Source organism: Arthrobacter sp. Y3223164 (assembly GCF_059091005.1).
Genome location: NZ_JBNHGF010000177.1, coordinates 1 through 5,599 on the forward strand (window position 1 = coordinate 1; position 5,599 = coordinate 5,599).

Annotated in this window: 7 protein-coding genes; 4 read left to right on the plus strand and 3 right to left on the minus strand. The window is 68.3% G+C overall.

What is annotated here, in order from left to right:
* Positions 1 to 267: UvrD-helicase domain-containing protein (locus AC5RUJ_RS10005; protein ID WP_494155816.1), on the minus strand; the 267-nt coding region annotated here is incomplete at its 3' end.
* On the minus strand, positions 264 to 638 hold the full coding sequence (locus AC5RUJ_RS10010; protein WP_494022650.1) for an MGMT family protein: 375 nt from the start codon (positions 636 to 638) through the stop codon (positions 264 to 266). The genes AC5RUJ_RS10005 and AC5RUJ_RS10010, both read right to left, overlap by 4 nt.
* 118 nt (positions 639 to 756) lie before the next feature.
* Between AC5RUJ_RS10010 and AC5RUJ_RS10015 the strand changes: the two genes are divergently transcribed.
* From AC5RUJ_RS10015 to AC5RUJ_RS10030, 4 genes are all read left to right on the plus strand, one after another.
* Positions 757 to 1,455, plus strand: coding sequence for a 3'-5' exonuclease (locus AC5RUJ_RS10015; RefSeq protein WP_494128658.1), 699 nt, complete (start codon positions 757 to 759; stop codon positions 1,453 to 1,455).
* Positions 1,456 to 1,646: 191 nt separating this feature from the next.
* Positions 1,647 to 2,639 carry a methionine ABC transporter ATP-binding protein gene (locus AC5RUJ_RS10020; RefSeq protein WP_494000261.1) on the plus strand — a complete coding sequence of 331 codons (993 nt, stop codon included), beginning with the start codon at positions 1,647 to 1,649 and terminating at the stop codon, positions 2,637 to 2,639.
* A complete protein-coding gene (locus tag AC5RUJ_RS10025) occupies positions 2,636 to 3,370 on the plus strand; it encodes a methionine ABC transporter permease (protein ID WP_494128659.1) in 735 nt (244 codons plus the stop codon). The genes AC5RUJ_RS10020 and AC5RUJ_RS10025 overlap by 4 nt, the downstream gene beginning before the upstream one ends.
* A gap of 160 nt (positions 3,371 to 3,530) precedes the next feature.
* The gene (locus AC5RUJ_RS10030) at positions 3,531 to 4,370 is read left to right on the plus strand and encodes a MetQ/NlpA family ABC transporter substrate-binding protein (protein ID WP_494128660.1); all 840 of its coding nucleotides are present in this window, start codon (positions 3,531 to 3,533) and stop codon (positions 4,368 to 4,370) included.
* Positions 4,371 to 4,485: 115 nt separating this feature from the next.
* On the opposite strand, the gene AC5RUJ_RS10035 is transcribed toward AC5RUJ_RS10030, so the two are convergent.
* Positions 4,486 to 5,595 carry an AI-2E family transporter gene (locus AC5RUJ_RS10035; protein ID WP_494155817.1) on the minus strand — a complete coding sequence of 370 codons (1,110 nt, stop codon included), beginning with the start codon at positions 5,593 to 5,595 and terminating at the stop codon, positions 4,486 to 4,488.
* Positions 5,596 to 5,599 lie beyond the last annotated feature (4 nt).

Below are 5,599 nucleotides of genomic sequence, written 5' to 3' on the forward strand. Positions count from 1 at the left end.
GTCGCGCAGGCGCGCGGCCGCCAGCCGGTTCGGGGCCAGGAACAGCAGGTTCGCCGGGTCAAGTCCGGTTTCCTCCACGCGGCGCACCGCGAGTTCCACCAGAGCGGTCGATTTTCCCGTACCCGGGCCGCCGAGGACCAGCACCGGACCGCAGCCGGCGGGCAGGTCGATGACCTGCGCCTGGTCCGGACTCGGAAGCGGGGCACCGGCGGATCCGGTTTCGGGCCGGACCAGTTGCAGCCCGGCCGACGGCTTGGTCTCGATCATGGCCCCATCCCATCAGCCGGTTCGGACACTTTGCGCCGGAGCTCCTCGATCGCTGCGTATTCTTCAGGCCCGGGCACCCAACGGGCTTCCGCCATGCGCACCCTGGCCGGCCACGCCGCCGGCTCCGCCAGGGGCGTGCCTTCCCGGCGGTAGTGCGCCACAGCCTGTTCCATCAGCTCACCGGGCAGGGAACCGTTGGCACGAATAACGCGCCACCACGGAACCGCCGCGCCGTGCAGGGACAGGATCCTGCCGACCAGCCGGGCGCCTCCGGCGTCGAGCAGCTCGGCGACATCGCCATAGGAGAGCACCCGGCCCCGCGGAATGATCGCGGCAAGGTCGAGGACCGCCTCTACAATCGCCTCGCGCATTACACCAGTGTAATTTAGCGGCCCCGCGAGGCCTGCACCGGCGGGCTGCGGGAGCCGCTTCCACACACCGCGCGGCGCCTCCCCGGGATTGTCCGATCCGCCGGATAGCGTTGCGGACATGAACAGCTGGCATACCGGTCCCCGCGCCGCCTTCGATCTCGAAACCACGGGCCGTGATCCCCACACCGCGCGGATCGTGACGGCGTCCATCGTCCTGGTCGACGCGGCGGGACAGCCGCTGCAGGAGCGGGAGTGGCTGGTGGACCCCGGAGTGGAGATCCCTGCGGAAGCCGCCGCAATCCACGGGGTCAGCACCGAACGGGCCCGCAGCGAGGGCCTGCCCGCGGCAATTGCCACCGCCGGTATCGCCGAGGCACTGACCGGCTACTTCGACGCGGGCATCCCGGTCATGGCCTTCAACGCCGCCTACGATTTCACCGTGCTGGCACGCGAATGCTCACGGTACGGCCTGCGGGCCCCGGCGGCGGCTCCGGTGATCGATCCGTATGTCCTGGACAAGCAGGTGGACCGCTACCGGCGGGGGAAGCGCACCTTGGGGGCGCTGTGCGAACTTTACGGCGTCCGTCTCGACGCGGCGCACACGTCGGCGGCGGACGCCCTGGCCACCATCGGCGTCGCGGATGCCCTCGCCCGCCGCTACGCCGGATTGTGCATCGGCGCGGCCGAGCTGCATGCCCTGCAGGTCGACTGGTGCGCACAGCAGGCGGCAAATTTCGAGGCCTGGCTGCGGCGCAAGGATCCGGAAGCCGTCGTGGACGGGGTCTGGCCGGTGCGCCTGATGCCCGCCGCTGTCTGACCCTGCCCCGGCCGGCACGAGCGCACGCGCCCGGCCCCTGAGTCAGCGCGGCGCTGTCAACTTCGCGTCGCCGTATGACGCAACGTCCCGTCGAATTCTGGCGTGTTGTCGCGGCTGTCATAATTAATCCTTGATGGCGGCACATGCTATGGCGGCTGTCGACGCTTCAGACATCGATTCCCCGAGGTTCCATGATCACCGTTACCGACCTGCGCAAGGTCTACCGCCAAGGCGGCCGCGAAGTGGTGGCCCTGGACGGCGTCAGCCTGTCCGTCCCCAAGGGCACCGTCCACGGCATCGTCGGCCATTCCGGTGCCGGCAAATCCACGTTGGTGCGTTGCCTGACCCTCCTGGACAGCCCGACGTCCGGATCGGTATCGATCAACGGGGCCGAGCTCAGTGCCGCCCGCGACGCCGACCTGAGGTCGGCCCGGCGCCGCATCGGGATGATCTTCCAGCACGCCAACCTGATGGACTCCCGCACCACCGCCCAGAATGTGGCGCATCCCCTGGAGATCGTCAAGACGCCCAAGGCGTCCATCCGCGCCAAGGTTTCGGAGCTGATCAGGCTCGTCGGCCTGGAGGGGTTTGAGGACGCCTACCCGTCCCAGCTCTCCGGCGGCCAGCGGCAGCGGGTCGGCATCGCCCGCGCCTTGGCTTCGGACCCGGACGTGCTGCTCTGCGACGAGCCCACGTCGGCCCTGGACCCGAAGACCACCGACGAAATCCTGACCCTGATCCGTGACCTGACCGAGCGGCTCCAACTGACCGTGCTGGTGATCACGCACGAGATGCAGGTCATCAAGCGCATCTGTGATTCGGTGTCGCTGCTGGAGGCCGGCCGGATCGTCGAACACGGCCCGTTGCGCGAGGTCGCCGCCGACCTGGGCGGCCGCCTCTCGAGCACGCTGCTGCCGCTGCCTTCGGCCGAGGCGACCGGCGGGGGCACGATGCTGGAAATCCTCTATTCCGGCGAACGCGCGTCGGAGCCCGTGCTGACCGGGGCTGCCCGGGCCTTCGGCCTGGACCTGAACGTCCTGGCCGGCAGCGTGGAGTCGCTGGCCGGCACCCAGTTCGGCCACCTGCGCATCGAACTGCCGGCCGGGGCGGACACGGCTGCCCTCACCGAGCACCTGGTCGGCCAGGGCGTTGCCGTCCGCGTCCTGCAGGAGGAAGCGGCATGAACTTCATCGACGAACTGACCACCAACCCGGGCATCACCAATGCCCTGCCGGAAGCGATCGGCGAAACGTTGCTGATGGTCGGGGTCTCGGGGGCTTTCACCCTGCTGATCGGCCTGCCGCTGGGCATCTTCCTCTACACCAGTGCGCCCGCCGGGCTGCGGCCCATGCCCGTGACGAACCGGATCGTGTCGGACATCATCGTGAACATCACCCGGTCCATTCCGTTCGCCATCCTGATGATCTCGCTGATCCCGCTGGCCCGGGTCATCACCGGTACCTCGATCGGTGCCCTGGCCGCCTGCGTCTCGCTGACCATCGGCACGGTGCCGTTCTTCGCCCGCCTGGTGGAAACCGCGCTGCGGGATGTGAGCTCCGGCAAAATCGACGCGGCCCTCGTCATGGGTTCCACCCGCCTGCAGGTCGTGGTCAAGGTCCTCGTTCCCGAGGCTTTGCCCGGGCTGGTTGCCGCCTTGACGACGACGTTGGTCACGCTCGTGGGATACTCCGCCATGGCGGGCCTCACCGGCGGCGGCGGCCTCGGCCAGCTCGCCTACAACTACGGCTTCCAGCGGTTCGACACCACCGTCATGGTGGTCACCATCGTGATCATGGTGGTCCTTGTCCAACTCATCCAATGGATCGGCGACGCCGTGGCCCGGCGGGTGGACCACCGCAGCGCTTCCACCGCAGGCTCGAAGCGCCGGCGGCATGAGCCGGCAACCGCCGTCTGAGCGCAACGTCCGCGACCGTGTCGGGACACCGCCGTCCCGCCCCCACGCTTCCCGCCCGCCTCACCGGCAGCGGAAGAATGCAGCCAGTAGCCGCTAGCTGCACCACATCCGGGACGAACCGACTTCGGCCGGCCCGGTCATTCGAAAGGAACGCACGCAGATGCGTAAAGCACTAACGCTCATTGGTACCGGCCTGGCTGCGGCCTTGGCGCTGACGGCTTGCGGTGGATCCGAATCCACCCCCAGCGCCGAGACCACGCTGGATCCGGCCAATCCCGTCACCGTCACGGTCGGTGCCACTCCCGTGCCGCAGGGCCGGATCCTGGAATTCGTTGATGAGAACCTGGCCCAGGAAGCCGGGATCGATCTGGAGATCAAGGAATTCACCGATTACCAGACCCCGAACATCGCCCTGAGCGACGGCTCGCTGGATGCCAACTACTTCCAGCATCTGGCCTTCTTTGAGCAGCAGGTGGCTGACAAGGGCTACGACTTCGAACATGGCGAAGGCATCCACATCGAGCCGTACGCCGGGTTCTCGTCGAAGCACCAGAGCGTCGAGGACCTTGGCGAGGGCGCAACCATTGCGATCACCAACGACCCGGGGAACCAGCCGCGCGCACTCAAGATGCTCGAAACGGCCGGGCTGCTGACCGGGATCGAGGACGATTCGGCGGCGCTGACGCTGACCGCGGAGCAGAACCCCAAGGGCCTGAAATTCGAGGAGAACCAGCCTGAAATCCTGGTCCAGTTGATCGAGGATCCGAAGATCGACCTGGCCATCATCAATGGCAACTTCATCCTGGATGCGGGGCTGAACACCGACGATGCAGTGGTCGTCGAGTCCTCGGAGAACAACCCGTATGCCAACTTCCTGGTCTGGAACGCCGGTGACGATAATCCTGCCGTGGCGAAGCTCGAAGAGCTGCTCCACTCGCCGGACGTGAAGAAGTTCATCGAGGAAACGTGGCCCAACGGCGACGTCTTCCCCGCTTTCTAGTCAGTCCCGAACCGCTGGCGTGAGCGGCAACGGCCGACGCCAGAAAGGTCCCCGGAAGCTTGGGCTTCCGGGGACCTTCTGTGTCCGGCCGATATCTGGCCGGCGGCGTGCCTGGTCAGCGGCCTCGCCGGACCGGCGCGGGTTCCTCCGCGGAGCTCCTTCCCGACATCACCTGGATCACCACCCAGCCCACGGCGGTGACCGGAACGGCCAGGACGGCGCCGATGATGCCGCCCAGGATGGTTCCCGCGGTCAGGGCCAACAGGATCACCAGCGAGTGCAGGCTCACCGAGCGGCCCATCACCACCGGCTGCAGGAAGTTGCCCTCCAGCTGCTGCACGATGATCACGACGGCGACCACTACCAGCGCGGCCACCGGCCCGTTGGCCACCAGCGCCACCAGGGTCGCCAGCACGCCGGCGACGGTGGCTCCGACGATCGGGATGAAGCCGCCGATGAAAATCAGTACCGAGAGCGGCAGCGCCAGCGGTACCTGCAGGATGAACAGGGCGAGTCCGATGAAGAAGGCGTCGACGGCCGCGACGGTGGCGGTGCCCCGCACGTAGCTGCCCAGCACGTCCATGGCGCGCGACCCGGCCAGCTCAAGCTGCGGCCGCTTGGCCGCCGGGAACCAGCTGAGCAGGAAACGCCAGATGCGCGGCCCGTCCTTGAGGAAGAAGAAGAGGATCACGGCCATCAGGACGGCCCCGGTGACGACTTCGGCCGCCGTCGACAATCCGCTCAGCGCGCTGCGTCCCACCGTGGCGCTGGTCAGGAAGTCGACCACCCCGGCGAGCGCCTCGTCGATCTGCTGCTGGCTGACCGGCAGCGGGAAGGTGGCCAGGAACTCCTGCAGCTGCATCCAGCCCTCGCGGGCGGAGCTGACCAGCTCGTCCGCTTCGCTGCGGACCGCGAAGACGATCCCGGTGATCACGCCGCCGAGCACCACGAGGATCCCGAGGAACGCCGTCGCCGTGGCCAGCGCCGCGGACCAGCCCCAGCCGCGCAGCAGCCGCACCACCGGGCCCACGGCCGCCGCCAGGATCAGGGCGATCAGGACGGGAATGACGAGGAGCCGCAGCTGCAACAGTCCGTAGATCACCACGCCGGCCAGCAGCAGCGTGAGCAGCAGCTGTGCGGAACGGGTGGCCGTCCGTCCGAGTCCGTCGGACCAGATCGCGCGGGGCGGCATGGGCGCCGGGGCCGGATCCAGCCGTGACTGCACCGGC

Coding starts and splice junctions, on each gene's coding strand:
- AC5RUJ_RS10010 (WP_494022650.1), bottom strand. CDS start 638: ATGCGCGAGGCGATTGTAGAGGCGGTCCTCGACCTTGCCGCGATCATT.
- AC5RUJ_RS10015 (WP_494128658.1), top strand. CDS start 757: ATGAACAGCTGGCATACCGGTCCCCGCGCCGCCTTCGATCTCGAAACC.
- AC5RUJ_RS10020 (WP_494000261.1), top strand. CDS start 1,647: ATGATCACCGTTACCGACCTGCGCAAGGTCTACCGCCAAGGCGGCCGC.
- AC5RUJ_RS10025 (WP_494128659.1), top strand. CDS start 2,636: ATGAACTTCATCGACGAACTGACCACCAACCCGGGCATCACCAATGCC.
- AC5RUJ_RS10030 (WP_494128660.1), top strand. CDS start 3,531: ATGCGTAAAGCACTAACGCTCATTGGTACCGGCCTGGCTGCGGCCTTG.